Annotated in this window: 21 protein-coding genes; 17 read left to right on the forward strand and 4 right to left on the reverse strand. The window is 58.1% G+C overall.

The window, feature by feature from the left end:
- The first annotated feature begins 122 nt into the window (after positions 1-122).
- From OJ996_RS05270 to ligD, 7 genes are all read left to right on the forward strand, one after another.
- Entirely contained in the window at positions 123-1271 is a 1149-nt protein-coding gene (locus tag OJ996_RS05270) for a zinc-dependent alcohol dehydrogenase (RefSeq protein WP_345783763.1), read from the forward strand.
- Positions 1272-1278: 7 nt separating this feature from the next.
- Complete coding sequence (locus OJ996_RS05275) at positions 1279-1761, forward strand: hypothetical protein (protein WP_264511930.1); 483 nt, start codon at positions 1279-1281, stop codon at positions 1759-1761.
- 29 nt (positions 1762-1790) lie between these two features.
- Positions 1791-2378 carry a cysteine hydrolase family protein gene (locus OJ996_RS05280; RefSeq protein ID WP_264511932.1) on the forward strand — a complete coding sequence of 196 codons (588 nt, stop codon included), beginning with the start codon at positions 1791-1793 and terminating at the stop codon, positions 2376-2378.
- A 54-nt stretch (positions 2379-2432) separates the two neighbouring features.
- The gene (locus OJ996_RS05285; RefSeq protein WP_264511934.1) at positions 2433-2918 is read left to right on the forward strand and encodes a DUF892 family protein; all 486 of its coding nucleotides are present in this window, start codon (positions 2433-2435) and stop codon (positions 2916-2918) included.
- Between the two features lie 34 nt (positions 2919-2952).
- Positions 2953-3888 carry a manganese catalase family protein gene (locus tag OJ996_RS05290; RefSeq protein WP_264511937.1) on the forward strand — a complete coding sequence of 312 codons (936 nt, stop codon included), beginning with the start codon at positions 2953-2955 and terminating at the stop codon, positions 3886-3888.
- A gap of 1389 nt (positions 3889-5277) precedes the next feature.
- Positions 5278-6333, forward strand: a complete 1056-nt coding sequence (ku, locus tag OJ996_RS05295) for a non-homologous end joining protein Ku (RefSeq protein ID WP_264511939.1) — start codon at positions 5278-5280, stop codon at positions 6331-6333.
- A 402-nt stretch (positions 6334-6735) separates the two neighbouring features.
- Positions 6736-9879 (forward strand): DNA ligase D, encoded by a 3144-nt coding sequence (gene ligD / locus OJ996_RS05300; RefSeq protein WP_264511941.1) that lies wholly within the window; start codon positions 6736-6738, stop codon positions 9877-9879.
- Between the two features lie 11 nt (positions 9880-9890).
- Here the strand turns inward: ligD and OJ996_RS05305 are convergent, their stop codons facing one another.
- Together OJ996_RS05305 and OJ996_RS05310 are read right to left on the reverse strand one after the other, a co-directional pair.
- A complete protein-coding gene (locus OJ996_RS05305; RefSeq protein WP_264511943.1) occupies positions 9891-10067 on the reverse strand; it encodes a DUF3606 domain-containing protein in 177 nt (58 codons plus the stop codon).
- Between the two features lie 54 nt (positions 10068-10121).
- On the reverse strand, positions 10122-10328 hold the full coding sequence (locus tag OJ996_RS05310) for a hypothetical protein (protein WP_264511945.1): 207 nt from the start codon (positions 10326-10328) through the stop codon (positions 10122-10124).
- Between the two features lie 451 nt (positions 10329-10779).
- Here OJ996_RS05310 and OJ996_RS05315 point away from each other — a divergent pair, with 451 nt between their 5' ends.
- Complete coding sequence (locus OJ996_RS05315) at positions 10780-13557, forward strand: PAS domain S-box protein (protein ID WP_264511947.1); 2778 nt, start codon at positions 10780-10782, stop codon at positions 13555-13557.
- A gap of 180 nt (positions 13558-13737) precedes the next feature.
- On the opposite strand, the gene OJ996_RS05320 is transcribed toward OJ996_RS05315, so the two are convergent.
- Positions 13738-14082 carry a hypothetical protein gene (locus OJ996_RS05320; RefSeq protein WP_264511949.1) on the reverse strand — a complete coding sequence of 115 codons (345 nt, stop codon included), beginning with the start codon at positions 14080-14082 and terminating at the stop codon, positions 13738-13740.
- A gap of 188 nt (positions 14083-14270) precedes the next feature.
- Here OJ996_RS05320 and OJ996_RS05325 point away from each other — a divergent pair, with 188 nt between their 5' ends.
- From OJ996_RS05325 to OJ996_RS05345, 5 genes are all read left to right on the forward strand, one after another.
- A complete protein-coding gene (locus OJ996_RS05325) occupies positions 14271-14726 on the forward strand; it encodes an Hsp20/alpha crystallin family protein (RefSeq protein WP_264511951.1) in 456 nt (151 codons plus the stop codon).
- Between the two features lie 129 nt (positions 14727-14855).
- The gene (locus OJ996_RS05330; RefSeq protein ID WP_264511953.1) at positions 14856-15800 is read left to right on the forward strand and encodes an Hsp20 family protein; all 945 of its coding nucleotides are present in this window, start codon (positions 14856-14858) and stop codon (positions 15798-15800) included.
- Positions 15801-16039: 239 nt separating this feature from the next.
- A complete protein-coding gene (locus tag OJ996_RS05335) occupies positions 16040-16369 on the forward strand; it encodes a hypothetical protein (protein ID WP_264511955.1) in 330 nt (109 codons plus the stop codon).
- Positions 16370-16591: 222 nt separating this feature from the next.
- Positions 16592-17059 (forward strand): carboxymuconolactone decarboxylase family protein, encoded by a 468-nt coding sequence (locus OJ996_RS05340; RefSeq protein ID WP_264511957.1) that lies wholly within the window; start codon positions 16592-16594, stop codon positions 17057-17059.
- A 49-nt stretch (positions 17060-17108) separates the two neighbouring features.
- The gene (locus OJ996_RS05345) at positions 17109-17951 is read left to right on the forward strand and encodes an RNA polymerase sigma-70 factor (protein WP_264511959.1); all 843 of its coding nucleotides are present in this window, start codon (positions 17109-17111) and stop codon (positions 17949-17951) included.
- Positions 17952-18257: 306 nt separating this feature from the next.
- On the opposite strand, the gene OJ996_RS05350 is transcribed toward OJ996_RS05345, so the two are convergent.
- Entirely contained in the window at positions 18258-19544 is a 1287-nt protein-coding gene (locus OJ996_RS05350; RefSeq protein ID WP_264511961.1) for a cation:proton antiporter domain-containing protein, read from the reverse strand.
- Positions 19545-19828: 284 nt separating this feature from the next.
- On the opposite strand from OJ996_RS05350, the gene OJ996_RS05355 reads away from it, so the two are divergent.
- From OJ996_RS05355 to OJ996_RS05365, 4 genes are all read left to right on the forward strand, one after another.
- Complete coding sequence (locus OJ996_RS05355; RefSeq protein WP_264511963.1) at positions 19829-20182, forward strand: hypothetical protein; 354 nt, start codon at positions 19829-19831, stop codon at positions 20180-20182.
- 743 nt (positions 20183-20925) lie between these two features.
- A complete protein-coding gene (locus OJ996_RS05360) occupies positions 20926-22074 on the forward strand; it encodes a sensor histidine kinase (RefSeq protein WP_264511965.1) in 1149 nt (382 codons plus the stop codon).
- Between the two features lie 437 nt (positions 22075-22511).
- Positions 22512-22664, forward strand: coding sequence for a DUF4112 domain-containing protein (locus tag OJ996_RS26530; RefSeq protein ID WP_425605546.1), 153 nt, complete (start codon positions 22512-22514; stop codon positions 22662-22664).
- A gap of 87 nt (positions 22665-22751) precedes the next feature.
- Entirely contained in the window at positions 22752-25217 is a 2466-nt protein-coding gene (locus OJ996_RS05365; RefSeq protein WP_264511967.1) for a hypothetical protein, read from the forward strand.
- Positions 25218-25423 lie beyond the last annotated feature (206 nt).

A 25423-nucleotide genomic window follows, 5' to 3' on the forward strand; every position in this document is an offset into this window, starting at 1 on the left:
CTCGTAGCAAGCTCATTATGCCCGGAGAGAGGTCGATTTGCACATCCTAGACGAAGGCGGTGGTGATAGGAGTGATAAAGTCCGCACTTCTGCAGCGGCACGCGTACTGCAAAAGCCCCCGCATGTTAGCTATGGATTACAGGGGAGCCCGGCGGGTTCGTGCCCAGCAGAAGCCAATGCCCGAGATCCAGCATCCGCGCGATGTAATCGTGCGCGTCACACGTTCCTGCATCTGCGGTTCGGATCTCCATCTCTACAACGGCGCAGTTCCCGACACACGGGTGGGAACCACCTTCGGTCACGAATTCACCGGTATTGTGGAAGACACCGGCGGTGCCATCACTAGCCTCAAGCGTGGCGACCACGTTCTTGTCCCCTTCAATATCGCGTGCGGACAATGCGCGTTCTGCCTGGAGGGGCTCTTCGGAAATTGCCATGAATCCAACCCGGGGGCCACGGCTGTCGGAGGGATTTTCGGATACTCTCACACCACGGGAGGGCATCAGGGAGGTCAGGCCGAGTATGTTAGGGTTCCATTTGCGGACGTGGGTCCGATGATTATCCCACCCGACATCGAACCGGACAATGCTGTGATGCTCACCGACGTCGTCCCTACGGGATATCAGGCGGCCGAGATGGCAGGCATCCAACCGGGTGACACCGTCGTTGTTTTCGGCGCCGGTCCCATCGGAATCATGGCTGCCCGGTGCGCATGGCTTTTCGGAGCGGGCCGGGTGATCGTGGTAGACGAGTTGGATTATCGTCTCGATTTCGCCCGCCAGTATGCCCCCTGCGAGGTCCATAATTTCCATACAATGAAAGATCCGGTGCTGTTCATCAAAAAGGCCACCGGTCTAGGGGCGGACGTTTGCATCGACGCGGTAGGAGCGGAAGCAGCAGGGCGCGCAATGCAAAGTGTTCTCGGGCGCAAGCTGAAGCTCCAAGGGGGATCGTCCACGGCCCTCCACTGGGCGATCAACTCGGTCCGCAAAGGGGGCGTCGTTTCCGTCGTGGGTGTCTACGGGCCAACGGCCACCATGGTGCCGTTTGGAAACGTGGTAAATAAAGGAATCACGATCCGCGCAAATCAGGCCTCCGTGAAACGGCTCCTCCCAAGATTGGTTGAGCACGTGAGATCGGGGATCATCGATCCGAAGGCCCTGATCACCCACCGGTTTTCTTTGGAGGATGTTTCCAACGCCTACCGGATTTTCTCGAGTAAACTCGATGGATGCATCAAGCCGCTACTTATCCCACCCACCGCCGAATAAAGAAACCATGATACCGGAAGATTATAAAAAAGTTCCCGGCTGGGGAGTGGATGCAGACCCTAAGAACGATCCCACGTACCCCATGCGCTTGCGGGATCCGGACCTACCGCGCGGGCTTTCATGGAAGCGCCCACCCCTCCAGGTTGCCACCGTGGAGATCCTTCATTCCAACGAGCGGCCGGGCCTCTCCGCGGTGTTCGGCGAGGCAAGTCCACCAAAAGGCGTCAGTGGCGTACTGCGACGCTACGCTTTCCGGCATAGTGAATCGGCTTACCGGCACTGGCTGCCGCTCATGGCAGCCGATCGTATCGGAGCAATAGAAGGCATCTTTGAAGATCTAGGGACAGGTCGGGTGCCGAACATCATCAAGGAGAAGGGATGGGGAGCGGAATGGAAATTCAACCGGAAAGCTTTTGCAACCCGCATCCTTTTGGTCACAGCAGTCGCCGGTGCAGGCGCTCTTGCTGCATGGGTCTCTATCCGTGACTAGCCCCGGTCAACAAGTTGGAGGGGTTCAGGATGAAATGCGCGCTTTTGCTTATCGACGTCATCAATGACATGGACTTCCCCGGTGGCGAAAGGCTTTTGAAACGTGCACTGCCCGCGGCACAAAGGCTGTCGTCACTCCGGAACCGCGCGCGCGCCGCCGGCATTCCGATTATATACGTGAATGATAATTTCGGACGGTGGAATTCCGATTTCCAGTCGCAAATCCGCCGCTGTGTTTCAACCGGATCTACGGGAAAGGACGTGGTATCGCTTCTGATGCCTGAAGAGGAGGACTACTTCGTCCTCAAACCTAAACACTCCGGCTTCTACTCGTCCTCCCTCGAGGTGCTGTTGAACTTCCTCGCAATCGATACCTTGATCTTGAGCGGCTTCGCAGCCGATATTTGCGTTCTTTATACGGCGAACGATGCCTACATGAGGGACTATCACTTGATCATCGCCAGCGACTGCGTCGCGTCTGAGACGGACGAAGGCACTAATATCGCACTGGATCACATGAACGAGAGGCTGAGGGCCGAAGTCGTTTTGGGGGCGAATATCGACTTGAGGTTGTGCAAGGAGGCTCCTGAGGCCGAACGCACTGAGCGAGCCCGCTGAGTGGTATTGGCACGCCACTTGCGAAAGCGAGCTCTCCAACCCCAACGCACAACGATGAAAACCGCACAGAACGACATTGCCGACTGGCTTAGAGATGCACATGCCATGGAAGCCAACCTTGCTGATATGCTCAAAGGCCAGGTGGAGCACTTAGGTGATTACCCGGAGCTTCAGGCCGGTGTCGCCGCCCACGCCGAGGAGTCCCTCCGCCACGCCCAAATGGTGGAAGCAGCATTGACCTCCCTCGGGGAGGATACCAGCAGCCTCAAGGATGGAGTGGCAAAACTATCGGGAAAATTGAGTCCCTTGGGCATTGGCATGGCCTCGGATGCTCCCGTTAAGATTGTCCTCTCAAACTACGCTGCTGAACATTTCGAGATCGCCTGTTACAGATCGCTCGAGGCTGCCGCCGAGGGGGCGGGGTTTACCGAGATCGCAGAGACATGCCGTGCGATTCTGGGCGACGAGGAACGAATGGCTGCGACATTGGAACCCCTCATTCCTCAGATCACTCGCACTCACCTCTCAGCTCGTGCCTGAAGTTTCGACCTAAACCCCTCAACCTGATTATATCATGTTCTACCACGCTCAAAAATTAATCAATCCTATCGTTGCAGACGAACCCGACCCGTCAGCGGCGAACGCTCTTCAAGAGGGCCTTGGAGGTCAGTTCGGCGAGATGCGCACAATGATGCAGTATCTATTCCAGAGCTTCAACTTCCGGGGAGATGGGAAGGCCTACCACGACCTGATCCAAGGAATTGCCATCGAGGAAATCAGTCACGTGGAGTTGATCTCCAAAACTATTTCCCGGTTGCTTGATGGGGCGCCGGAATACCATGGCAAAAAATTTGATGTCCCCGGTAAGGGCGGCGCGGCAACCATGGAGATGGCGAAGGAGCAACAAAATCCCCATCATTTCATCGTCGGTGCCCAAGGTGCGCTCCCTGTAGACGCGGCTGGCAATCCTTGGTGTGGAAGCTATGTCCATTGTAACGGGAACCTAATCCTCGATCTCCTCGACAACCTTGTGCTGGAATCCACGGGGCGCCTTCAAAAGTGCCGCATCTACCAAATGTCTAAAAACAAGACCCTGCGCGCCACGGTGGCATTCCTGATCGCACGGGACGAAGCCCATGAGATGGCTTTCGCAAAAGCGCTGGAGACGCTTGGGGTCGACTGGGCCAAGATCCTGCCGATTCCGAAATTCGATTCCTCGAAGTATCCCGAGGTCAAGAAGCTGATCGATGCAGGCATTAACCGTGAGCAGTATCACTTCCGGTTGGACGGGTCTCAAATGGCAGCGATTTTCAGCGGTCCGGCTCCGGCGAATGACGGCACGGAGCTTATTACTCTTGCTGAGCCCAAACAATCCTATCCCGACCCCGGAGCTCCGGAACGCCCGGAAGAGTTCGCCCCCGGACTCGATCCAGAGTTGCAGGCTTTGGCTGACGCGCTTGTAGAGGTAAAGGTTAAGATTCAAAAGTCCGCAAAGGAGTCGAAGGAATGAGTCCCCGCGGGCATCCATTCCGACTCGAGATGCGAAGCGGATCCTGACGCCACCCTTGGGTTAAGGCTCAATACGTGTGATAGTGGGCGCGGGTCGAATTCAGCCTCAGGTGGCTCCGCCTCATCAAGGACTTTCACGGCCGACATCCGAGACCAGGGCACAACTATGTCAGCTAGTGTTTCGACGATGCGACGCCCCCTTGGCGAGGAACTCTTGATGAAATTGTGAAGGCCCGCAAGGCAAGGGGAAATGGACTATCCCAGTTCGACCCCCGGGTCTTCTGATCCATCTCCATAGAAAAGCGCTCAGCGCGGACTTGTCCCCCCTCTTTCTGTCGGCTCTCGCGAGATGCGCTTCGGGGCGCGGCGCATGCCACCTGCGGCGCCGCCATCGCCTTCTCGCTGATACGTTGCCCCGGATTCAAGCCCGCCTGCCGCTTTCAAGCCGGTAGGCGGGTGCTTTTTGGAGATGACCCAAGCTAGACGTGCGCGAGTTGGGCGCAGGGAGCGAACGGCCCTGCGACCACCACCTTCACGCTGGATAGTCCGGTGGGTTACTTCGGCCTGTGGTGGTGGGGGGACAACAGAACGTGCTGGAATCCTACTCGGGCACGGACCTCGTGGCGCGCTTTTCACCCACCGCTTTCGTAGGCTCGGTGGTGATCATCGAGAAGCACTCTCCCCGATCCTCCTCCTCGCCCCAGACCTCAGCCATCAGGATTACCTTGTTGCCGGTCCTGGTGAACCGGAGCTGCATAATCCCGCCGCCGCCACCCTGTAACCTTCCCAAGAATGCAGACGCGGAAATGAATCACCTGATCGATTTGAACTGGTTTCGCCCGAGTCCGATTTTCAGTTGGTCTTTGCGGGAATACCCCCACCCGGGGCTTTTTCTGGCCGCGCGGCGTGTAGCGAAAAACCTCATGACATCAGGCGGAAAGTGGGGTCGGGGAGAGTCACCGTGCCCGCAGCGTCGGCCGGACGATCCGATTACTTTTCTTACTCGAACATCGAGGCCTCCAGCGCGTTGGCGACGAAACACTCCACGTCGAAGCCGTGTGTTCGATTTCGTTGGCTGTGCTCATTTGCCAAAACCATAGCATCACGGTCAACGCCGAGTGCCTGCTCGTCGGGCTGCAATGGTTGCCTACATTAGTGGGATCGGACCCGATTTGGCGGAATGCTATGATTGGCGAATATAGCCCCGACAATCTCTATCCGCGTGGACGGAGCGGCGTTGGAAAGTTGGGGGAGAAGGTATCCAAAGTCGTGGCGATGATCCATTGGGCAGTACAGCAGTGGTTGCGCGCCCCAAAAAACCTTTCGGTTGCTCGTTCCAGGACCTGGACCCTCTCTGACGGGGCGGCCGTCGGGGTTGCCTTTGAATGCCGTGAGAACGGGGCTTCGCAAAAAACAATCTCACCGTGCGGAGTGCATCACCGAAAACTTAAGAAGGCTGAAACGCCTGCGCTCCAAAGGGCCATCCTGTAATGCCACCACCATCCGGCATGATCTGCGCGACAGGAATCCGATGGCGCGATCTATTTGGAAAGGGGCAATCGCTTTCGGTCTCGTAAACATCCCGGTGGGTCTGACCAGTGCCGAGGAGCCTGAAGCGGAGGTCGGCCTTCATATGGTCGATAAGAAGAACAACGCCAGGATCCGGTATAAGAAGGTGAATGCTGAAACTGATGAGGAGGTGCCTTGGGACCGGATTGTGAAAGGCTATGAGCATGAAGAGGGGCACTATGTCCTCTTCGATGACAAGGAGCTTGATTCAGTGCAGCCGGAGCTGACGAAAACCATCGAGATCAAACAGTTCGTCGACCTTGCCGATATCGAGCCGTTGCTTTACGAAAAGCCTTATTACCTGGAGCCGGAGAAGCGTGGTATGAAAGCGTACGCCCTGCTGCGCGAAACACTTCGGCAGACCGGCAAGGCAGGGATTTCCCGTGTGGTGATCCGGACCAAGGAATACCTTGCCGCGATGTTCGTTCGTGACGACGTCATCGTCCTCGAACTTATGCGCTTTCCCGACGAGGTGAAGCCAGCCTCCAAGCTCGATTTACCATCAAGTAAGGATTCAAAATTCGAGCCCTCCAAGAAGGAGTTGGAGCTTGCGAAGAATCTCGTCGACCAAATGACCGAGGAGTGGAACCCGGAGGACCACCACGACGAGTATCAGGCCAAGCTGATGGAGTACATCGATGAAAAGATTAAAAAAGGTGCGAGTGCCGCGGTGAAAGGCGGAGATCGCGAGAAGGAAGGATCGGTCACCGCGAGTAACACCATCGATCTTGCCGCTTACCTAGAGCGAAGCATCTTGGGCGGGAAAGGCTCCAAGAGCGGCGGTGTGGCACCCGCCAAAAAATCAGCGGCCAAGAAGGCGGCTAAAAAACTGCCGAAGAAAGCGTCCGCGAAGAAGGCAGCAAAGAAGTCCGCGTGATTGCCTATGTCCATTACCGCCATCGAAGGGCTCGCAGACTTGGGAATGTGGGACGATGCATGGGTGGCATTGGATGGCCTCAGCCCTGGTGAACGTTCCACTCCGGCCGCCCTTCGCCTCCGCTTGCGATGCTGTCCGCGAACGCATGCATGGGCGTTGGGAGAAGCGGTGGCCGGAATGCTCCGGAACGGGCCCACCGCGGACCGCAACGCCGCAGCGGTGTTCTACCACGCCAATGCTCGCCGGCTTATCAACGCAGGAGACCGGCCCGGCGCGGCGGCGTCGGTTTCAGCTGCGATTGAAACGTGGCCGGACTATCACATGGCGATCATGCTAGATCCCTTGCTAAACTGTGATGGGCAGGAGCCTCGCTGAGCCCCGTACACCGAAGTCAGGAGCGTCATGAAAATCGCGACCTTCAACGTCAACGGGGTCAACGGACGTCTGCCGGTACTGCTGCGTTGGCTCCAAGAAGCGAAGCCGGACGTGGTGTGCCTTCAGGAATTGAAGGCGTCACACGAAAAGTTCCCGATCTCGGCGATCCGGGACGCCGGCTATGGCGCTGTATGGCAGGGCCAGAAGAGCTGGAACGGCGTTGCGATCCTAGCGCGCGGATCCGAACCCCTTGAGACCCGCAGAGGGCTGCCCGGCGATCCGGACGACACTCACAGCCGATATCTGGAAGCGGCCGTGGACGGGCTGCTCGTGGGATGTCTTTACCTGCCGAACGGTAACCCTGCCCCCGGGGCGAAGTTCGAATACAAGCTCCGGTGGTTCGACCGGCTGCTTGAACACGCCCACGGACTTCTCTGTCGGGATCTGCCGATTGTCCTGGCGGGGGACTACAACGTGATGCCCACGGAGTTGGATGTCTACAAGCCGGAGAAGTGGGTTGATGACGCACTGTTCCGGCCGGAGGTCCGCGAGTGTTTTCGAAAGCTGGTCGACCAAGGATGGGCCGATGCGATTCGCGCTCTCCATCCCGACGAGCGGATCTACACGTTTTGGGACTACCTGCGGAATGCCTATGGCCGCAACGCCGGACTTCGGCTCGATCACCTCCTGCTCAGCCCCAAGCTCGCGACTCGGCTGGTAAGAGCGGAAGTAGACAAAGAGGTGCGTGGTTGGGAGAAGGCAAGCGATCACGCACCGGTGTGGATCGAACTCGGGAAGGCGAAAGTCCGAGCGAAAGCGCAAAAGAAGGCCGCAGCGAGGCGCGCGAAGACGAAGGACTCGGAGCAGTCCGAGGCTGCGTCTCCGCTGGGCAAGTACAAGGCGAAGCGGAACTTCGCAAAAACGCCGGAGCCCGGCCCTCAGATCGGGGATGCCTCAGGTCGCTCATTCGTGGTGCAAGAACATCACGCGCGGCGGCATCATTTCGACTTCCGGCTTGAGATTGACGGCGTTCTCGTGAGTTGGGCGGTCCCGAAGGGTATTCCCGAAGATCTCGTTGCGAAGCGCCTTGCCGTCCACGTTGAGGACCATCCGCTGGAATATGGGAAGTTCGAGGGCGTGATCCCTGAAGGTAACTATGGTGCCGGCACGGTGGCGATCTGGGACAAGGGGACGTGGGAGCCGATGGACAAGGGATGGCGGAAGGACTTCGCGAAGGGCACTCTGAAGTTCCATCTCCGGGGTGATCGCTTGAGCGGCCCCTACTTGCTTGCCCGGATGAAGGAGGAACCGAATTGGATGCTGAAGAAGCTGGAGCCCTCCACGCATCCGCAGCCCAGCTTTGAAGCCGAGCGGGAGACGCCGCGGTATGTAGCTCCCCAGCTGGCGCAGGTCGTATCCACAGTTCCCGCCGGCCGCGACGTCGTCCACGAACTCAAATTCGACGGGTATCGGCTGATCGTCGTCAAGCACCGTGGCCAGCTGACGGTCTACACCCGCAATGGTCACGACTGGACCGACAAGTTCCGCCCTCTCGCGAAGCACCTGACAGCAGTCTCTAAGAAGGATTTCATCCTCGATGGAGAGGCTGTCGTCTGGGACGAGAAGGGGCGAAGCAATTTCGGAGATCTCCAAGCGGCCCTTAAGGGGCGTCCCAATGAGATATCCTTCGTTGCCTTCGACCTCCTGCACTTCGACGGCTTCAACTTGCGGGACTTGCCGCTTGCCGAACGGCAGAAGCGCTTGGCGGAGGTGGTCGGCGAAGAAGGGACGGTGAAACGCTCCACCACCTGGTCTCCTGAAATGGGTGCCGATCTCTACAGGCAGGCTTGCAAGCTGGGACTGGAGGGCATCATCACCAAGAAACTGAGTGGAACCTACAAGCCCGGCGACCGGCGGGACTGGACGAAATCAAAATGCCGTCCCCGCCAGGAGTTCATCGTGTGCGGCTATACGCCACCTAAAAGCTCATTGCCGGGGTTTTCATCGCTGGTCCTCGGGACATTTGAAAACGGGAAGCTTGTTCCTCGTGGCAAGGTCGGCACCGGGTTCACTGAGGATGACCGGCGGGAATATTTGGCATTGTTGAAGCCGCTCAAGACCAGCAAGCCCGCGTTCCCGTTTGATGAGGAGGTGATTTGGCTGAAGCCCATCAAGGTTGCAGAGGTGGTGTTTGCCGAGATCACCCGGGATGGATCCGTGCGACAGGCTTCGTTCGTTGCATTTCGGGAGGACAAGAGCCCGGATGAGGTCCACATGGATGCGGTCCAGACCGCGACTGCTGACGGCAAGGGGGCGAAGGTGGCCGGGATCGCGATCAGCAATCCGGACCGGATGGTCTTTCCCGGCGACGGGGTGGCCAAGCTGGAGGTCGCCAAGTATTACGAGCGGGTTGGAGAGCTGATGCTCCCCTTTGTGGCCAACCGGCCTCTCGCGTTGTTGCGGGCACCGGCGGGAATTACAGGCGAACTGTTCTTCCAAAAGTCGTTCACCACCCACATACCCGACGGGGTGAAGCAGGCGAAGTTACCGGATGGCGACGACATCTTCTTCATCAAAGACGTGAAAGGCCTGGTCTCACTCGCGCAGTTCAGCGCCATCGAATTTCATCCGTGGGGTGCTCCTCTCAAGAATGTGGAGAAGCCTGACTTCCTGACGTGGGACCTGGATCCCGAGGAGTCCGTTCCGTGGAAGGAAGTGCTCGGCGCAGCGTTGCTGCTGCGCGACTTTCTTCGGGAGCGGGATCTCGAAACCGTTGTGAAGACCTCAGGGGGGAAGGGGCTTCACATCATGCTTCACCTGAAGCCGAACCACGATTGGACAGTGATGAAACCGTTTGCCAAGGCCGTTGCATCTGCCGTGGCAGCCTTCAATCCTTCGCGATTCACGGTCACCTCGACCAAGTCCAAACGGACCGGCCGAATCTACATCGACTGGATGCGGAACGGGCGCGGAGCGACATGCATCGCCCCATGGGGCCTTCGCGCCAGACCGGGCGCAACAGTCTCCATGCCCATCAATTGGGCCCAGTTGCCTGAGTTGGCGAAGGCCGGATTTACGATACACCAGCCGCCGGAGTACCCGAAAGAATGGGAACAGCTCCAGCCCCACACCATCCCGATGGCGCTGCTGAAAGACCTTGGGGTCGCTTGAGAACCGGCGGGCTACTTACCAAGTTCCCGCCTGACGTCGTCCACCATCGGCCCGACCTTCTTGACCGCGTCCTTGAGCTGGTCAGGCGTTACCCCGAGCTTCTTCGACCAGTTGCGGACCTCGTAGTCTTCGTTCGTGTTGATCCGCTCCCGATCGGGCCCACCTGTTTTGGATTTGTCGTCTGACATGCCGGATCAGCTTACGCCAGACCTCGACGTTTGCAACGGGCGGAGCGATCACGATCATGACGGACACGGGTCATCGCGCAGTTCGAGTAGCCACGGTGCCTCGGCGACCAGCCGATCCCGCCCCTCCACCTGCAAGGCGGAGAGGAGTCGTTCGTCCACGACCAGCGGACAGGATGGAGCTGTCTCAAAAGGTTCCTCATTGGTCGGCCGGAAGTCCACCAGACCCGCGTCCTTGCCGACTTCCAGGGTCGCAAGCCACACTTCCCGCCCCACGTGAAGTTCTACACAGATCCCATCGTAGGCGTGCAATTCTTGAAGAGTCACACATTAGGTTAGAGCGTTATCGGGGGCAGCGCAACGTTACTGACACAACGAAACCGAGAATAGCGTGAAGCGCGAAAGACCAATCCCGTGGCGATAAAGCTGCCACTGGACATCGAGCCGCCCGAAAAGTTTTCGCCCGACCCCTACCCCCCACTACCCGGCGGGAAGGCCGGTGGGATCATGCGGATGGACGGCCAGTCGCCACGCGGTCTCCGACTCACTCCTAGAGTGCTCGACCATGGGCAGAGACTCATCGGGCGGTAAACCAATCCGGACGAGTAGCGAGGCCGCGAGGGTTCCGGTTCCTCGGAATCAGTGCGGCCGGTGTCTCTCCGCGGTGGTTGCAAAGTGTTGAAGTGAGGCCAAGTTCAGGCACTCCCAGAGTCTCATGAGCTTAAAACCGAAGCCCCACGATACGTTTACCCGGAGCCTGGTGATCGGTGTATTGCTGACTGTGGCAGCCGTCACAGCCCGATGGCTTCTTGCGCCATGGCTCGGAAATCGCCTTACTCTGGTGACCCTCTTTCCTGCCGTTGCGGTCGTCGTTTGGCTGGCCGGTTACCGAGCTGCCATCATACCCGCGGTGATTGGCTTTCTCCTCTGCGACACACTCTTCATGGATGGGACGTGGCCGGCGGTTCCACGAACGGTTTCGGCAATCACCTTCGCTGTTGCGATCACGTTCGTGATCGTGAGCGGGGAATCAATGCGACGTCATCGCGCCTTGGCCGATGCCAGGAAAAATCTTCTTCATACTACTTTGCAGAGCATCGGGGATGGGGTGATTACGACCGATCCGAAAGGGACCGTAACCGATCTTAACAAGGTGGCATCCGCACTCACCGGTTGGTCCTTGACCGAGGCAGTGGGCCGCCCCGTTACCGAGGTGTTCCCCATCATTAATGAAACTTCGAGGCTCCACGTTCCAAACCCGGTAATGCGGGCTTTAGCCGAGAACGCCGTGGTGGGATTGGCAAACCACACCTTGCTGATTTCGAAAAATGGTACCGAAACTCCAATCGACGACAGCGCGGCACCGATCACCGACTCAAAGGGCTCGATCCTGGGCGGAGTGTTGATCTTCCGCGATATCGCCGAACGCCGCCTTACGGAAGCAAAGCTTCAACAAAGTGAACAACGGCACCGGTTCCTAGCCGAACTCGCATCGGCCACGCAACACCTGACCGAGGCTGAGGAAATAATGTCGACCACAGCGCGGATGCTCGCCCAGTTTCTAGCTGTTGACCGATGCGCCTACGCAGTTGTCGAAGACGAAGCGGTTTTTGACATAACCGGGGACTACGGGCCAACGGTTGCCAGTATTGTTGGAAAATGGGACGTTGCTGCTTTCGGCCCGGAGTGCGTCCGACGCATGTTGGCGAACGAACCCTTCGTGGTTGAGGACGTTGATGCGGATACGCGTGTTGCAGATTCCACAGCAGCTTATCGAGCAACCTCAATCAGGGCCGTGATTTGTGTGCCATTGTTCAAAGACGGAAAGTTCACGGCCGCGATGGCTGTGCACCAAACCATTCCGCGCAAATGGTCCTCCGCGGACATTGAAGTGGTCCGCGTGGTGGTAAGCCGTTGCTGGGAATCACTCGAGCGGGCCCGATCCAACCGGGCCCTAAAAGCGAGTGCCGAGCGGCTGACTTTGGCCCTGGCTGCAGCTCAGCTCGGCGACTGGAGTTGGGATGCCGGAACCGACATCGTGGATCTTTCGCCGCGCGCTGCCGAAATATTCGGGTTGGATGAGACAACGGAGATTGAGTGGAAGGAAATGCAATCGCTATTAGACCCTGAAGACGCCGAGCTGGCCAAAGAGGCGGTGGAACGAGCCATGGCATCCGACTCCCAGTATGACATGGAGTATAGGGTAAATAGAAACGGCTCCGAAGTATGGGTGGCGGCACTAGGTCGCGCGACATTCAAGGACGGAATCCCCATGGGAATGTACGGCGTTGTTCAGGACATCACTCCCCGCAAAGCACTGGAAAAGGAACTCTTGGATCAAGCGGTGGAACTTGCGATGGCAGACCGCCAGAAGGATGACTTCATTGCATTGCTAGCCCACGAGCTGAGAAATCCGCTCGCGCCAGTCAGGACCGGCTTGGAGCTTCTCCGTGTTGGCACTAACGAGCCGAACGGCATCGAACGGGTGCGAAGCATGATGGAACGTCAGCTCAACCACATGGTCCGGCTGGTGGACGATCTGTTGGACGTGTCGCGCATCACCAGGAACAAACTGTCTTTACAGTTCGAACCGGTGTTGTTCCGGGACGCGGTATCCCACGCGCTGGAAACTGTGGGTCCGCAACTCGAAAGCTCCAAGCAAACAGTCCGCGTTCGCTTGGACGACCCTGACGTCATTGTCTGGGCAGATCCGACACGTCTTTCCCAGGTTCTCGGGAACTTGCTCGCGAACGCTTCGAAATTCTCACCCTCAGGGGCCGCGATCGAGGTCAGAGGCACTGTCGAGCGCGATAATGCAGTAGTGTCCGTAAGCGATCCCGGGATTGGCATCTCATTCGAGGACCTCCCGCACGTATTCAGCATTTTCGCCCAGGCGGCACGATCAATCTCTTCGTCAAAGGGCGGGCTTGGACTCGGGCTTCATCTCGCAAGATCACTAATGGAACTTCAAGGCGGTTCACTTGAGGCCAAAAGCGGAGGATTGGGGAAGGGCAGCACGTTCACACTTTCGATCCCCACGCTACAATGTCGCGAGGTCGATACCAAGGAGAGAGAGGACCGCCACTCAGGGGCATCCCCACTTCAGGGGATGAAAGTGCTGGTTGCCGACGACAATGCCGATGCGCTCGAAGCTCTTTCCCTTCTGCTCTCTACCTTGGGTGCTGATGTCCTAGCTGCCCGAGGAGGATCCGAAGCGATCTCTGTTTTTCAGAAATCCAGTGTGGAATTGATCCTGATGGACGTGGGGATGCCGGAGGTTGACGGCCTGCAAGCAACGAAGCTGATCAGGAGCCTTGATGGCGGCCATCGGCCTATCATCATAGCGCTCACCGGCTGGGGCCGGCCGGAAGATCGCGATGCGACTGCCGAGGCGGGATGCAACGGTCATCTGGTGAAGCCCGTTAAAATAGCAGAACTGGAGTCGCTGATTGCGGCGCTGGGCGGTGCCCGAAAAGGTAAAAATGAGCAATGAGTGTAGAGGCCCGCGGTGCACACCGCTTCAGGTTAAACGTTCCACGGCCGGTCGCGCTTCGCAGCTACCTCCAATCGTGATTCGTGTGATGGAAGAAGCCGGTGATCCAATAGTTAGCCCCATCCTCCATCGGCACGGGACGGAACGCGGTACCTCCGCATCCGCGCTTTCTCACCGTGGTTAGGGTAAGGAGGCAACGGCGTCAACAGCCGCCACGAAGTAGAATTCCTCGATCACGAACTGGAGCGTCAGGCAGCCATCGGTCCGGCTGGCCCTTAGCCCGCCATGGCAATATTCGCAGTTCTGCGCCTCCTCGTCGTCCCACGCCTTCTCCAGCAGCTCGCGGGCGATGCGTCTCATTTCGTCTTGTATCGGAACCCCGCCGTCTTGTTGGGGCCGCGTGCTGATGTTCCAGCCAACGGCCGCCGCGGCTACCGCAACCTTGGCGAAATTGAACTGCGCCATCGTGGTCTCGATGGCCCTTGAACGAAGTTCCGAGGGATCGGGATTCATGGGGAGAATCATGTACAAAAGTCGGCGGATTTCAACCCTGCCGGGCGTGAATGAGCTCCCTTTCAGCTCGCGAAAAAATTCTCGTTCAGGTCAGACAAGACGCGCGGATTCTGTCGCTCCATGATTGAACCGGCTCGCTCGCGACCCGGCGGGGCGAGCGGGCTGCTAGATCAACCACCCGCCTTATCCATACTGGAAATATGAATGCATTGATTCGATGGGACCCGTTCCGCGAATTGGCTGATGTGCATGGTCGTCTGTCCAGCATCCTCGGCCGCTCCCCGCAGAACGGAACAAGTAACCAAGGTGAAACCGCAGCTTCACCGGATTGGAGTCCGGTGGTGGACATTGCGGAGAACGACGGCGGCTATCTGTTGAAGGTCGAGATCCCGGGCGTCCGGGAAGACGCCGTGTCGGTCCGATTGGAAGGCCGGAGCCTTACCGTCCAAGGCGAACGCAAACCCGAGTTGGGCAACGATGTGCGCTACCTGCGTATGGAGCGTGCCTACGGGACCTTCTCCCGGGTGTTCCAACTTCCGGAAAACGTGAATTCCGAGAGCGTCGAGGCCCGGTTCAAATACGGAGTGCTTCAGATCCACATTGCCAAGAGCGAGGCATCCAAGCCCCGGGTGATCGAAATCAAGGGAGAAACCTGACGCGCTCGCCGCTGAGCCTCCAGCAGGCTCAAGACAGCAACCTGCATTCAAGAATGTGGTGGTCCTCCCGGTGCCACCGGGTGGGCCACCCTTTCTCATCAGCACCATTAACACCGAAAATAATCACCGATGAAAAATCTATCACATCTCAAACGGAGCACCCGCCTGTTTGCGGGTGCGATAACGGCAGCCGGCTGCTCACTACTTCTGGCAGCTCCTTTCTTGGCCGCCGAGGAAAGTAAGGACCAAAGCTTTCTACAGAAAGTCCAGGACTGGCAGAACGACATGTCGACCAGGTTCCGGGACACGTGGAGAAATCTCCGGAAGGAGGGAACTCCATCGGTCGTCTCCGCTTCGATCGATCTGCGCGAGCAGCAAGAGAACTACATGCTCCGTCTGGACCTGCCTGGCCGCGATCTGGAGCGAGTGGAGGTCAGCTTGAAAGGCAACGTACTCCACATTTTGGTTCCGGAGGAGGGGAACCTTGGGCGATACGAGCAAAACGTAGAGCTTGCCGGGGCCAAGCCGGGAGTCGAGCCGCTGATCGACCGCAGGAAAAATGATGGAATCATCACCGTGACCGTCGCCAAGGGAAAGCAGGCACTATCGCCACTTTCAAGGGGGGTGGTCCCGGACATCGCACTCCTCGCTCCTTCCAAGTGGGAGAGCGATGTGCTGCGGAAGATGGAAGACCTCCAGCGTGAGATGGATGAGATCTTCCAGAGCGGCTTTGGGAAGGTTCCCCGTGCCCCTGAGCTATCGCTTTACTTCGACCAGCCGAGATTCGGATCGTTCATCGACCTGAAAGAGGACGGTTCCAATTATGTCGTAACCGCCTACCTGCCCCAACGCGACGTCAAGAACGTCAAGGCTACCCTCGAGGGCAGGATCCTAAAGATTGAAGCCGCGGCCGAAAACAGTCCGACGAAGTCCGGTGACGACGGGAAGACGTCGGTTACACGGCGAGCCTACTATTCGCAGCACCTTACCCTGCCGGGCGAGGTCAAGGCCGACCAATTAAACGTGGAGACGAAGGAAGGACTCTTGAAAATCGTGGTGCCGAAAGCCGGGTAAAAGGGCGCATCAGCGGTGGAGTCGGGAGGTTGCTCAAAACGAGTGGCTTCCCGCCTTCCCGTAAATCGTGTACCCAGCCGCGAGTGGGACGGCACGGTTGAATAGCGCGTCGTCAGCAAGAGTCAGAATACTTACGATTGGAAGTTTTGGAGCACGACACTCGGAAGGATTCAAGCCATCCCGCGGGCTCCGGTCACCTTTATTTACAGGCGAATGTCTCACGGGCGCTATGGGAACTGATGGACCCTATCAAGTCGTGGGGAGAGCGTGTGCTATCGGCCTGCCGGCTGGTGCGCAGATCCCACGACGAAGAGTTCTTCACCTACTACATGTCCGATTCGACCCTGGCAGCGTGGCGGGATTGCGAACCCGGTCGATTCAACAAGGCGGATGAAGAGCTGGCAGACGTGGAGATTCGGGAACTTGCGAGCGCCCTGCGTTGCTATCTGAGAGGCGCGTTGGTTGACGAAGGGATCCGTCTCGCCGGCCAAGACCCCCGGCAATTCGATGAGATCGGACTCATCACCCGGCGAGATCAAGACATGAGCCGTCCACACCGGAACGCCTGAGAACGCGGCACTTTTGAGCCAGGGCGTTCCCAGCCTCCGCTAGGGAAGCCTATGCTGTGGCAGACCTTGAGCCGAAAGCCCGTCTCCCTGCATCTCCTCCCTTTCTTGGCTATCTGACGATCTCAGCGTCCCCAGCGCGACGTTCCCTCCATGTGGGGTTTCGATATGGAAAATTCGCACGTCTTGTCACAAATGGACGGCCTGAATCGTCAGAATGGATGTATGAACCAAGACAGCACGCTTGTTGGCCGCATCGATCCATGGAAAGCCGCTCCCGAGGTCTTCAAGGCCGCGTTGGCTCTCGAAACCGCCGTCAAAAGCTTCGGAATCGATCCAAAGATCCTTGAACTCATAAAGCTCCGCGCCTCCCAGATCAACGGCTGCGCTCATTGCATCAACTTACATTTCAACGATGCAGTCAAAGCGGGTGAATCTCCCCAGCGATTGAATCTGCTGCCCGTATGGAGGGAAGCACCTCATCTCTACACGAATTCCGAGCGGGCTGTCCTGCGGTGGACCGAATCCCTCACCAAACTGCCAGGCAATCACGTGAGCGACGAAGACTATGTTGAGATCAGTTCCCACTTCAACGAAGCTGAGGTGGCTCGCATCACGCTCGCGATTGCGACTATCAATGCTTGGAATCGATTCGGGACAGCGTTTCTCCCGACCGTTCCTGCTACCGCCTGACCTTCTTGGCGTGATTCTATCGAGAAAGCATCATCCTCTTCCGCCATCCATGTCCTCCGCCAACGATCATCGTCCGCATCTTTTCGGCATCGCATATCGCATGCTCGGACGAGTTACCGAAGCGGAGGACATGGTTCAGGAGGCCTATCTCCGCTACCATTTGGAATTGGAGGGCAGCATCAGTCTTCCGAAAGCATGGCTGACGAAAGCCGTTACTCGTCTCTGTATCGACCAGTTGCGCTCCGCCCGCCGCCAACGTGAGGAATACGTCGGATCATGGCTTCCCGAACCGATCATCGGAGAAAATCTCCCTGACGAGCTGGCCGACACTTTGAGCACTGCGTTCATGCTAATGCTTGAGACGCTTTCTCCGGTCGACCGTGCGGTCTTCATTCTGCGCGAGGCATTTGACCATGACTATCCAGCGATTTCCGAGATCACCGGACGTTCCGAAGCTGCCTGTCGTCAGATCGTCTCCAGAGCCAAGGATAAGCTCGGTCGACAATCCACCAACGCACCTACGGCGACAGAGGAAGCCGAGCGGCTCGTGAGAGAGTTCCTTTCCGCCGCCCAATCGGGCGAACTCTCGCAGCTACTTGCGCTCCTCACCGATGATGCAATACTTTACAGCGACGGCGGCGGAAAGGTTCGCGCGGCGCTTCTCCCTATCTACGGTCCGGACAGAATTGGCCGTATGTTCATGGGGATGCGCCGCTTGAATACTGAAGGGAGTCCGCCTCCAAGATTCGTTACGATCAATGGCAGTCCGGGTGTTGTGATCAGTCACGGAGAGCAGGGGGTCAGCGTCATGACATTCGCTTTTGAAGGAAACCGAGTGAAGGCCGTCTATGTGGTCCGAAATCCAGATAAGATTGCCGGTGTCCTGCCTTGAAGGAACAAGCCTCTCACTAACCAAGCCGACACTCGCGGGGTCAAAACTAGCTTCCGCAGGTTGGGTCAAAAAAAGTCTACCAGTATATCCGATTTGTACTGGAAAGCATCAAGCTCTCGATCCTTTTACTGACAATGTAGTCGTGTTGAAATTGCAGGCGCTTCCAGCAAAAGCGGCATTGGCGGAGAAGTTCCGCCGGTGTGGTCCGCGTTCATACATCCTGGCTTCGTTTGTAGGCCGACGCGATAACCTCGCCGCTTGGGCAATCACCCTAAAGAGTTCAAGATGCTAGGCCGGTCAATGCGCTCACCTTTGACCGTGACGGTCCAGTAAGCGCGTAACCGGTGCTGCCAACATGCCGTGAACTACAATCGAGATTACGACGACGAGCCCCACAAACGCCCACAAGCGGCTCGCTTCGGGAAAAACATGCCGGTCGAGGGCAAACGCCATGTAGTAGATCGACCCTATTCCACGGACCCCGAAAAAGCTGATGGCGATTCGCTCCCTCCATGTCGCTTCTGTAAACCCGATCATTCCCGCCATTCCGCTCATCGGTCGAATCACCAACACGGTCAGGACGGCCACCAGCGAGAGCTTCCAGTTGAGCGGGGCCAGGAGCCCACCCGCGAGAGCACCGCCGAGCGCGAGCAGTACGGTGGCCGTCAAAACTCGCTCGGCCATTTCTGAAAAAGAGTGGAGGGACTCGTGGTAGTCATGATCGCGCCGCTCGCTTCGTATGGCCACGGCTCCCACAAAGACGGCGAGGAATCCGTAAGCATCGATGTATTCCGTCGCTCCGTAGATGATTAGAGTAGCAGCCAATGCCCCAGGACCCACCATCGCGGTCGCCGCATGGTTCCGCATGGGTATTGCAAGAATGATCCGGCCCAGGAGATTGCCTAGAATCAGCCCGCAGAGAAGCCCTCCAATGATTCGATAGGTGACGTCGAAAGCGAACCAGTGGCTGGTCCAACCGGCCAAAGTGCCGTTCACTGCCAAAGAGAGAGCGGCGTAGACGAATGGGAAGGCCATGCCGTCGTTCAGGCCAGCCTCGGATGTAAGCACGAACCGGAACTCGTCTTCTTCGGCATTGTCTTGATCGCCCTCCTTGGCGACCTCGGCGTTTCGGGAGCCCCGCCGGGGTGGACCGACTTGAATTTCTGATGCGAGAACGGGGTCGGTAGGAGCGATGGCCGCACCCACCAGCAAGGCTGCGGCAGGGGCCAGGCCGGCAATCCACCAGCCTGCCCAAGCGGCGGCGGCAATGGACAGGGGCATGGTTATGCCGAGTAGACGCCATGTTCCCTGCCATCGACTCCATCCAAAAGGCCGGTCGATTTTAAGTCCGGCACCCATCAGGGAAATGACCACAACTGCCTCTGCCAGCTTCTCTGTAGCGGCACCCGACTTCAAAAGATCGAGCGTATGAAGACCGAACGGTAGCGAGAATACTGTAAAACCGAAGGCTAGCACGGCCATCGGCATCGAAACGGGGAGTCTCCACAGCAAGCGGGGAAGAAAGGCAGCGGCAAACATCGAAATTCCCAAGAAAACAACTAACAGGTCGCTTTGGTCGAAGTGCAGCACCATTCAAATTAACATCGCGGGAAAGAATTCGCGAGCGAAGGTCCATTCTCCGAAACAGAGGTGAACATCTGCCGGCCCGCAAAATGTGGAGGGAATCAACGGGGGATTGAGCTCCGATGGAGGAATGCCAGTAAATGGTTGGTTAAGGTGGCTGTTCGAGCCCGGCTCGCCGTCACCGAGGCTGGCTCTTCAAAAAGGCTGCCGGCGGTTGCAGTGAGCAGATTGACGGCCGCCACGAGCATCCTTGGATTGATCTTTTCGCTGGCGACCTTGAGTCCGATCTACAAGTGAAAATCGGCCACGATGAGGGTTATTACATCGCTAGTGGGGTGGAGTGCCCTCACGGTGCGGACATGAAGCATCATTTTGCTGCCCTTGAGGCCCTCTTGGACTCGATTAATCCAATCGATCAGGTTGAGAGCCTGAAGGCATTTGCCGCGATCGACGCGGTTACGCGAGTCCTCGAAGAAAGCTTCGAGATTCCCCCATACCCGGCGGAAAAGCTGCGAAAATTTCGCGGGGAGGCGCTCCACGCCATCGTTCCCGGCGAATTGACGAGGCACCTTCCATCCTCACACTATATCGCAGAGGCGCGCTTCGCGCTGAGGCAAGCGAACGAAGAACTTGTCAAGGACGACTAGCCCATCCTGTGCACGATCGACTCATGCAATCTGCCCTTATACCTGCTTCTACCGGGTTGCGTCGCACATCGCGTTCTCACCTCTGGCTCCAAGACTTCTTCAGTTCGATGGCTACGAAGTAGCGCGGAGGGTCTTGCAACAGTCTCTTCAAACAACGTTCATTGCGGTCTCGGGATGGGGTGGTGTTTGGACCGAAGCCGATCCCAAGAGGCAGGTTTTACTCATCATCTCGTGAAACCTGTGAAGCTGGACGAACTCGTGTCTTTGGTCGCTGACTCAGAGATTCTCGGATCAGTCCCTCGCATTACACAGCGGAATACCGAGTTTTGCTACCTACAGTTTCTCGACTGTTTGTCGCCTTGCTCGCGCATCGCGGGAAAAAACGCGGCAAGCTCTCCATAATGCCAAATTCCCTTACACCGCTGCCTTTCGGCGAACAACGCGAACATCCCGTGGATTGCCAGCGTGGCGATTGGGTTACGAAAGAGGCTGTCCCACGTTGGACCGGTCGTAAGGAAACCCAAGCGTTTCGTCCCCCGGAGGCCAGCCGCCGCTCTCGGGCTTGGATCTTTTTACCAGTGCTTCAGGCGACCTCGGCTGGAGAAGAGGTGGTGTGGAAGCGAGTAATCTGAACACCCGAGTAGCGCTGCTCCTTTAGGCTTTGGCGCATATCTCGCGAGAGCTTGCGTCGATTGTGGCGGAATCTCCTCGAATAACTTGCGCGAAGCGGATAAACGGCGGGAATGCGGCTTTACCAGTTCATTTCGGACAACATTGATCAGATTGTTCGGGAATGGGAGGAGTTCGCCCGGAAAATCTGGCCCGCCGGAGACCAGGGCCCCCGGCTGCTTCGCGATCACGCCGACGAGATGCTTCTTGCCGTCATCAAGGACATGCAACGTCCCCAGAGTCCTTCCGAACAGCGCGGGAAAGCTACCGGCGAGGGGCCGACCTCGCGCGAAAGCGAGTTGGTGGATCATTCGTCTGTAAGACATGCTGCGAGCCGCGCAGAATCCGGCTTTGATCTTCGATCCTTGGTCGCTGAATACCGGGCCCTTCGCGCCAGCGTTCTACATCTATGGAGCCTCCAATCCGATCAAGAGCCAGAACATCAGATCGGCGATATGACCAGATTCAACGAGGCCGTGGATCAGTTGCTGGCCAAATCGATCGTCCATTACGCTGAGCGTATCGACCACTCGCGGGAGATATTCCTCGGAATTCTTGCGCATGATCTGAGAACACCGCTTCATGCGCTAGCCATGGTTTCAGGGATGCTCGAGCAGCATGGCGATCTTTCCGGGCTGGCTCTCAAAATGGCATCCCAAATTGCAGTCTCCGTCCGAGCCATGGAGAAAATGATCAGTGACTTGCTGGAATTTACGGGGATGCGGCTGGGAGCGAAAATGATCGTAGCGCGCCAGGTCATGGACTTGGAGAAGCTTTGCCTTGAAGTCGTAGAAGAAATGAGGGCGGCGCATCCATCACACACTTTTTCCCTCGTCTGCGATATTGATCCCTCGGGGGCGTGGGATCGCGCACGCTTGAGACAGGTCATTTCCAATTTGTTGGGGAACGCCGTACAGCACGGCTCGCCGACTGCCCCGATAAGCTTGTTCCTAGAGGATAATGGAGGAGATGTTTTGTTGGGGGTTCGCAACTTCGGGGTGCCCATTCCCAAAGAATTCCGTTCTGTAATTTTCGATCCACTCCGCCGCAATTCGGGCAGTGACCTTTCAAGACCCCCTGGAAGCATCGGGCTGGGACTCTACATCGCGCGCGAGGTGGCGTCGGCCCATGGCGGCTCGATCAACGTGCAGTCAGACGAAAATGAGACAGTGTTCATTGTTCGGCTTCCTCGTGAAGTAGGCGGGGATAGCAGATCCACCTAGCGCCGACAAGCCGTCCTTGGAGGTGATGGCTAAAAGAAAAATGACCGATGTGCAGGCTCGCATTCCGAACGAATGAATTCCGGAAGTAGTCCCAGAACACAGGGATGCGTTGACCTGGGAACAGAAGATTGATCTCGCGGGATCCCGATGATCTCCCGGCGTTTTGCAGCGCGATCTGCCGTGCGCTTGAAGGAGTTTAAGCCGGCATGAGAGCCAAAGGGCGATTCGCAGGTGCAGAGAAGTGCTGGCTACTGAGGGAAGTTTTTCCGGAGCCCCTACCCCCTCCACCCCTTGCTGATGCGGGTGAGCGAGTCGCTCGGCATCAGCTGACGAAAGCATGGCAGTCAGATGAAAAACGTCACTCCGGGCCAAATCGACAAGGGCGCAGGCCAGGCAGCCGAAGGTGAGCGCTCCACCTCGGGATTGTCGCATCCCTGATGGGCGACGTCATCCGGATTCCGGGAACCGTCATCAGGATCGGTCTGGAGACTATTCTTGGCCTACTCCCATGGCCTGGAGATACAGTCGCATCGCTCGTGGGTCTGGCGATACGAGGCAGGTCTGCACCGGTAGCACACTGGCCAGCGTAATCTCTACCACGATTTTCATGATCCGGTCGTATCTCTCTTGGGGATGCGGAAAGATTGTCAATTCGGCGGTCGTTAGAGGCGGGGCAAATGATTTTTCCCGCCCGCCGCCGCAGCCTTGCACTCTCTTTCCTCCTGCCGCTCGCTTCGATTGCCGCGGAAGCTTTGGCGACTCCCCCCGGCCGCCCCGACCAACGCATAAGATTCTGCGGATTCGGGGGAGATGGCGCTCTCCTGGATTGTCTGGCGGAGTGGTGGCCGAACCTGGACTACTGCCGTGCCTACGATCCCGCCCGTGTGGCCGACATGGCGGACTTGGCAAAGGCGGCCAAGCAGCGGTCGATGCGCTTTACGGTCCAAGCCGCGGGACCCGTTATGCCCGAGGGTCATCTGGACAAGCATAATGCATGGTCGATCGATTTTCTGAACCGCAAGCCGGCAGAACTCGGCTTTGCTCACCCGGTCGCCGACTACTGCCACCCGGCCACCCTTGCTGCGGCGAAAGACAACCTTCGCGTCTCGATGGAGGATGTGGGTGCGGATGCATTCACAATGGTCGATTTCGTCTGGCCATGGGTGGGCGGACAGTGGGGGTATTCGGAGGCCTGCTTCAGGGCCTACCGTGGTGCCCTGGCCGGCAGCGATGGCGGCCTGCGGATCACCGGTCCGGGGAAGCCGCGGACGATGAGCTTCTGGGACTACCTCGCGGAGCTTTCCGGGGTCCGCTTCCAGCCAGCCGATCTCGGGCTGCGAAGCTGGAGTGAATACGAGCCGGTCCGGCCCAACTTGGTCGGCGAAAATCCGACTCAGGAGCAGCGACGGAATGCGTTCCTCTTCCGGGCGCTCTTCCACTGGTGCTGGTTGAAGTATGCACAGGAGACGGGTGCACATGCAAAATCACTAGGCGGGGAACTCGAGGCATCGCTCAATCCGGAGAACACAGGAAATGGCACCGACCTGCTGATGTGGGGACGTTTGGCGGACACCGGCACTCCATGGCTGGAGCAGTGGGGCAGCCCGTGGAACGCCATCGCCGGCTACCACACTTACCGCTATTTTACCGAACCCTATCGACTGGTTGATGCAAAGCAAAGGAAGCGATTGGGCCTCATTGGCGAGACAGGCGCGGCTGGCGGGCACCCGGACTCCGGATTTGGGCCGGCCCGGCCCCATTACTGGGATCCCAATAGCAACTACGCGATAACCTGGGCGATCAGCGCGGCGGGCAATTTTGACGACCGGGAGGAGGACTACATCTGGGCATCTCCCTCGGAGACTCTGGACCCGGCCGGCCCGCAGGCCGACTGCTGGCGTGGCTACGTGAAGGCGATGGATGGCTTCTGGCAGTACGCCCTGGATGCACCGGTGCGGCCAATCGCGCCCGTTCTGTCGATCGTCAACCGTTCCATCCTCCATTCCACCGACAACTCCGAGCAGTCGGTCCACCAGAAGTATAGCCTGGCCCCCGCTCTCGTGGACCTGCATGTCGATTTCGAACAGGCCTATTTCCCCCTGAGCGACGCCATGCTGGCGGGAAGGAAGGTGCTCCTCTTCGCTCCATGGGACTATCCGCGCGATGTGCTTCCCCGGCTTCAGGCGTGGCTGAGGGAGGATCTCTCGCGGGTGCTGGTGACCCACAGCTTCGTGCCATCACGGCCATGCAAGGGTTTGGCCCTCGACCCCTTGACAGGGCTGGATGAGCCGGATGCTGCAAAGATTCTGGGCCTGCAACAACTTCGGGCAACGGAAGTGCGTGAAGGAAAGATCGGGAACATCGCCGCGGAGTGGGAAGGACATTTCGCGATTGCCCCCGGAACCATGATCAAACTCGACAAATCCTTGGTGGCTTGCCCGGGGGAGGCTCTGGTCACTCTGGGCGATGAATCTCTGGTTACACGGGTGGCCGTCCCCGGTGGCGGACAGGTCATCTACCTGAATTTCTCACCGCCGGAGCGCTACGAGGACAGCGGCACGGATACCGCGATGCTCTACCGAGAGGTCATGGCGGCCATCACGAAGACCATCGGCATCACACCGCTTGCGGAGGGATCCACAAGTTGGGCCTGCGCCCGCTATGATCTGGCGGAAGGTCATGCCTACTTCCTGCTGGATCGCACGAAGGTGAAGGCGGATCGCTTCACCGAGGAGACAACTTCCATGGAGCCAGCGGCAAAATTATACCTGAAGCTTAAGGCCGGTACACGCTATCTCATCTATGACCAACTCGCCGATACCGTGGCCACCCGCTCGGCGGACGATCTGGGTCGACTTGAGATCTTTCTCTCTGGACGATCCGTCCGGCTGCTTAAAGTGATGCCAGTGAAGTCCGGACCGGGGATGGTCTTTACAACTTGCGAACGACGAGACCGGGCGGGGCGGGGTGATATTCCGGCCAAGCTTCACGCCCATCGCGCTGGGAAGGCAATTGTCAGCGGCATTCAGCCGGGTGCGAAGATCATGGTGAACGGCGTCGCCGCGCCGACCTTTGATACGTCCCTGCCGGACTGCAAAATGGTGCTGCTTCCGAAAGGAGACCACTCGCTGGAGGTGAGGTGAGAAGAAATGAAATCGCCCCGGCTGGATCACTTCTTTCCTCGGCTGAGGTCTGTTCATTGTGGCGGTCGTCATTGCGAAGCTTCATCGTCCGCGTTGCGACGCCTCCAGCAGAGTGATCACTTCTTTTCCGCTCAGCCTTGATTGAGTTCAGCGCTTGATCAAGAGGCAGCGTGGCGACGCTCAGCTTCGCGATTCTGCTAATTGCC

This window comes from Luteolibacter rhizosphaerae, assembly GCF_025950095.1.
In the GTDB taxonomy this organism is placed as follows: Bacteria; Verrucomicrobiota; Verrucomicrobiia; order Verrucomicrobiales; family Akkermansiaceae; genus Haloferula; species Haloferula rhizosphaerae.

Bases quoted from the DNA above. Each gene is read 5' to 3' on its own strand.
- OJ996_RS05270 (WP_345783763.1), top strand. From the start codon at position 123: ATGTTAGCTATGGATTACAGGGGAGCCCGGCGGGTTCGTGCCCAGCAG.
- OJ996_RS05275 (WP_264511930.1), top strand. From the start codon at position 1,279: ATGATACCGGAAGATTATAAAAAAGTTCCCGGCTGGGGAGTGGATGCA.
- OJ996_RS05280 (WP_264511932.1), top strand. From the start codon at position 1,791: ATGAAATGCGCGCTTTTGCTTATCGACGTCATCAATGACATGGACTTC.
- OJ996_RS05285 (WP_264511934.1), top strand. From the start codon at position 2,433: ATGAAAACCGCACAGAACGACATTGCCGACTGGCTTAGAGATGCACAT.
- OJ996_RS05290 (WP_264511937.1), top strand. From the start codon at position 2,953: ATGTTCTACCACGCTCAAAAATTAATCAATCCTATCGTTGCAGACGAA.
- ligD (WP_264511941.1), top strand. From the start codon at position 6,736: ATGAAAATCGCGACCTTCAACGTCAACGGGGTCAACGGACGTCTGCCG.
- OJ996_RS05305 (WP_264511943.1), bottom strand. From the start codon at position 10,067: ATGTCAGACGACAAATCCAAAACAGGTGGGCCCGATCGGGAGCGGATC.
- OJ996_RS05315 (WP_264511947.1), top strand. From the start codon at position 10,780: ATGAGCTTAAAACCGAAGCCCCACGATACGTTTACCCGGAGCCTGGTG.
- OJ996_RS05320 (WP_264511949.1), bottom strand. From the start codon at position 14,082: ATGATTCTCCCCATGAATCCCGATCCCTCGGAACTTCGTTCAAGGGCC.
- OJ996_RS05325 (WP_264511951.1), top strand. From the start codon at position 14,271: ATGAATGCATTGATTCGATGGGACCCGTTCCGCGAATTGGCTGATGTG.
- OJ996_RS05330 (WP_264511953.1), top strand. From the start codon at position 14,856: ATGAAAAATCTATCACATCTCAAACGGAGCACCCGCCTGTTTGCGGGT.
- OJ996_RS05335 (WP_264511955.1), top strand. From the start codon at position 16,040: ATGGACCCTATCAAGTCGTGGGGAGAGCGTGTGCTATCGGCCTGCCGG.
- OJ996_RS05340 (WP_264511957.1), top strand. From the start codon at position 16,592: ATGAACCAAGACAGCACGCTTGTTGGCCGCATCGATCCATGGAAAGCC.
- OJ996_RS05345 (WP_264511959.1), top strand. From the start codon at position 17,109: ATGTCCTCCGCCAACGATCATCGTCCGCATCTTTTCGGCATCGCATAT.
- OJ996_RS05350 (WP_264511961.1), bottom strand. From the start codon at position 19,544: ATGGTGCTGCACTTCGACCAAAGCGACCTGTTAGTTGTTTTCTTGGGA.
- OJ996_RS05360 (WP_264511965.1), top strand. From the start codon at position 20,926: ATGCGGCTTTACCAGTTCATTTCGGACAACATTGATCAGATTGTTCGG.
- OJ996_RS26530 (WP_425605546.1), top strand. From the start codon at position 22,512: ATGGGCGACGTCATCCGGATTCCGGGAACCGTCATCAGGATCGGTCTG.
- OJ996_RS05365 (WP_264511967.1), top strand. From the start codon at position 22,752: ATGATTTTTCCCGCCCGCCGCCGCAGCCTTGCACTCTCTTTCCTCCTG.